Origin of the sequence: Proteiniphilum sp. UBA1028 (genome assembly GCF_002316955.1) — a bacterium.
In the GTDB taxonomy this organism is placed as follows: Bacteria; Bacteroidota; Bacteroidia; order Bacteroidales; family Dysgonomonadaceae; genus Proteiniphilum.
This window is the reverse complement of record NZ_DCEN01000057.1, coordinates 1-3,741: the sequence shown is the minus strand read 5'-3', so window position 1 is coordinate 3,741 and position 3,741 is coordinate 1. Positions and strand designations below refer to the sequence as shown.

Annotated in this window: 2 protein-coding genes and 1 pseudogene; all 3 read left to right on the top strand. The window is 46.8% G+C overall.

Features of this window, described 5'->3' with window-relative positions; all coding sequences use genetic code 11:
- A pseudogene (locus tag B3Z75_RS10525) lies at nt 1-207 on the top strand (hypothetical protein); the annotation flags it as partial.
- Nucleotides 208-320: 113 nt separating this feature from the next.
- Nucleotides 321-1,625, top strand: coding sequence for an acetylxylan esterase (locus B3Z75_RS10520; protein ID WP_294071367.1), 1,305 nt, complete (start codon nt 321-323; stop codon nt 1,623-1,625).
- Nucleotides 1,626-1,927: 302 nt separating this feature from the next.
- Nucleotides 1,928-3,741: SusC/RagA family TonB-linked outer membrane protein (locus B3Z75_RS10515; protein WP_294071364.1), on the top strand; the 1,814-nt coding region annotated here is incomplete at its 3' end.

The following is a 3,741-nucleotide window of genomic DNA, read 5'->3' as shown; positions in this document are numbered from 1 at the left end:
AGAATGAATAGAACAACTCACAAATACAGGGTCACCCTCAACAAAACAGATAAGTCTGCGGCGCACCTCACCCTCCCCGCCGACGCTGGGACAGGTATCGAGATCCATCTCATCTGCGAGGTGACCGACGGCGGCTCGCCCGCGTTGACCCGTTACCAGCGATTTATCATCACCGTAGAGACAAATTTGAAAGGTTATTTGAAATGAAGAATCACAAACTAGGCTGTCAACAATTTTTCACCCCTTAAAAACCAAAATGACACCGACAGCATATATTAAAATGTATTAATATTGCAAAACAGATCAATACCTAAATAGTGATGAAAAAGTTCTACTTATCTATGTGTATGTTTTGGGGAGTTGTCTCATTTTTATTGTCACAAAACTACCCGCAGCAAAGTGACCTGTTGTGGGTCACCACCCCCGACAGGAACAACTGGCTCTATGAGCTCGATCAGGAGGCAACTGTTTCGATAGCTCTCTACCGCTACGGATCTTTAATGAATGATGTGGAGATTAACTACTCAATCGGCCCCGAACTAATGCCATCAGAAAGAGAAGGGAGTGTAACGTTGAAAAACGGAAAAGGGGCTGTCTCGCTGGGCACGATGACTCATCCAGGGTTCAAAGATTGCAAGCTGGCGGTGACAATCGACGGTAGAGAATACAGACACCACATCAAAGTGGGGTTCGAACCTGAAAAATTGAGGCCATATACCAGCTACCCGGACGACTTTGTTCCGTTTTGGCAGAATGCCTTACAGGAAGCTGCTCAATGTCCGATGGATATTGAAAAAAAATTTGTTCCCGAATACTCGAGCAACAGTGTAGATTGTTACCTGATTAAATTGCAGGCATACAAGAAAGGACAATATGTCTATGGTTACCTGACTCTACCGAAAAAAGAGGGAAAATATCCCGTTGTCTTTTCACCCCCGGGTGCAGGAATCAAACCGATGAACCCGATGAAAGATATCTTTTACGCCGAAAATGGATTTATCCGGTTCGATATGGAGATACACGGCATACGTCCCGACCTTGACCAGGAGACCTATACCGAAATCAGCCGTGCTTTTGGCACCAGAAATAACAGTTATCTGGTGAACGGTCTGGGGCACCGGGACACATATTACATGAAAAAAGTATATCTATCCTGCGTGAGAGCAGTCGACTATTTGACCACATTGCCGGAATGGGATGGGAAAAACATAATCGCCCAGGGAGGGAGTCAGGGAGGTGCGCTGGCACTGGTTACCACCGCACTTAACCCAAAGATCACAGCTTGTGCTGCAAATCACCCCGCACTGAGCGATATGGCCGGGTACAAAGCGGGACGCGCTGGAGGTTATCCGCATCTATTCACTAAGTTTGAGGAGATGGACAGACCGGAAATATTGAAAACACTGGAATATTACGATGTGGTCAATTTCGCCAGACAAATCAAGGTGCCTGTATGGATGACATGGGGTTTCAATGACGATGTATGCCCGCCTACCACCAGCTATATCGTATACAATCTGCTTGATACGGAAAAAGAGGCGCTGATCACCCCCATCAACGAACATTGGATTTCATTTGATACCCGCTTTTCTATTATGAAATGGATAACTGCCCATCTTCGATAATCATCGTAGAATAATAAACAAAGTCAATTCATCATCCAAAAAAAAACAAATATTCCACCCTCAATATACAGCAAACGACTAAAATTGCAATATGTAATTTTAACTATACACATGTTTAAAATATATAATTTTATCTCTGTTGCAACATCCAGTAGATACGCATGTCGAACTTAAGAAAACGTTTGCTTACTCTAAAATTTGAGTCGTAATGATTTTATAAACAAAAGACAATCGAATTCATCAAAGCTCGACCAAATAAAGCATTTATAAATAATTACCAAATTTTAAAAAACACGAATCATATGAACAATTCAACATGGAAACCGCGGCTACTCATTAGTCTGTTATTTTTCCTCACACTCTTGCCCCTCACTGCTCAGGAGAGAACAATCAGGGGTGTCGTGAAAGACACCGGGGGTGAACCCGTCATCGGAGCCAATGTGATGGTGAAAGGACACAACATTGGTGCTGCCACTGATATCGACGGTAACTACACACTGGTTGCACCCTCATCGGCAACCACGCTGACAGTTTCTTACATCGGTATGCAAAACGTAGAAGTTCCCATCACCGGAAATGTGGTGAACATTACGATGGAGGAAGATGTGTCAAGCCTGGAAGAGGTGATCGTGGTCGGTTATGGAAGCAGGGTAAGAAAGGATCTGACCGGATCAGTGGGCTCTGTGTCAGGGACAAAGATCGCAGCTGTTCCCGTCACCTCGGCTGCTGTTGCTTTGCAGGGTAAAATCTCCGGCGTGCAGGTTACTACTGTCGACGGTGCTCCTGGTGCCGACATCAACATCCGTGTACGCGGGGGTACGTCCGTAACGCAAAGCAATGCGCCACTCTATATCGTGGACGGTTTTCAGGTAGAACACATCAACGACATCCCTCCGACGGATATTGCCTCTATCGACGTCTTGAAAGATGCCTCCATCACCGCCATTTATGGTGCAAAAGGAGGTAACGGAGTGGTGGTTGTCACAACCAAATCGGCCAAAGCGGGGAAGATACAGGTCAGCCTGAACTCCCATCTCTCCACCAGCCATCTCTCCAAAAAACTGAATCTGATGGATACCAAAGAGTTTGCCCGCTACCAGTATGAATGGTCTGCCAGCAACGGCAGTCGGTCCAGCAACGCAAAATTCTTCCGGGCCAACTTCGGCAACCCGAATGACCTCGACCTATATGCTACTTTGCCTACCCACGACTGGCAGGACGAAGTGATGGGTGAAAATCCGATCAACTACTCCACCAACGTTGCGATTGGTGGAGGAAGTGAAAGCATACGCTTCAACCTCTCACTCACACAGAGTGAAGACAAAGGGATCATCCTGGGATCGGGCGTACGGCGTACCAACCTAAACCTCAAGACCGCCATCGACATCTCTGATAGACTGACTTTACAGATCAATCCAAAATTTACGTTCCGGCGCGATGAAGGAGCTGGTGGTGACAACATCGGCACCGGCGGCATCATCGATGTACTGCGTTATCGTCCCACCAACGGCCTACGTGAATATGGATACGTGGACCCTGCATATGCGGATCCCGATGAAGAGGAACTTTTCACCTATACCAACCCGAAGAGTGACATCAAGATCAACCAACAAAGACGATATACGTACAATTACTCCAACGCCTTCGCATTGGACTGGAAGCCGATCGATGGTTTGGTACTTCGTACAGAAGCAACGATTGGATTGGACTGGAGAGACCAGTATCGCTTCTGGGGGGCATTGACCAGTACAGGGCAGAACAACAACTCTCAACCGGTATCAAGAATTGACAAGCGTCAATCACTCCGGTATATCTGGACCAATACCGCCAACTACGGTTTCACGGTGAAAGATGATCACAATATCAGCCTCCTTCTGGGGCAGGAAATCTTCCATGACCAATCGAAAATCAACTTCCAGCAGAATCGGTACTTCCCCCGTGCATTTGAAGCCCGACAAGCGTGGGACAACATGGGATTTGGTACTCCACAGGATTCCTATACCGCTACTTCAACGCCTGACCGTACCGCATCTTTCTTCGGACAGGCCAACTACAACTACCTGCACAAGTATCTACTCTCTCTCACCATGCGTGCTGACGGGTCCTCCAAATTTGC

Bases quoted from the DNA above. Each gene is read 5' to 3' on its own strand.
- B3Z75_RS10520 (WP_294071367.1), top strand. From the start codon at position 321: ATGAAAAAGTTCTACTTATCTATGTGTATGTTTTGGGGAGTTGTCTCA.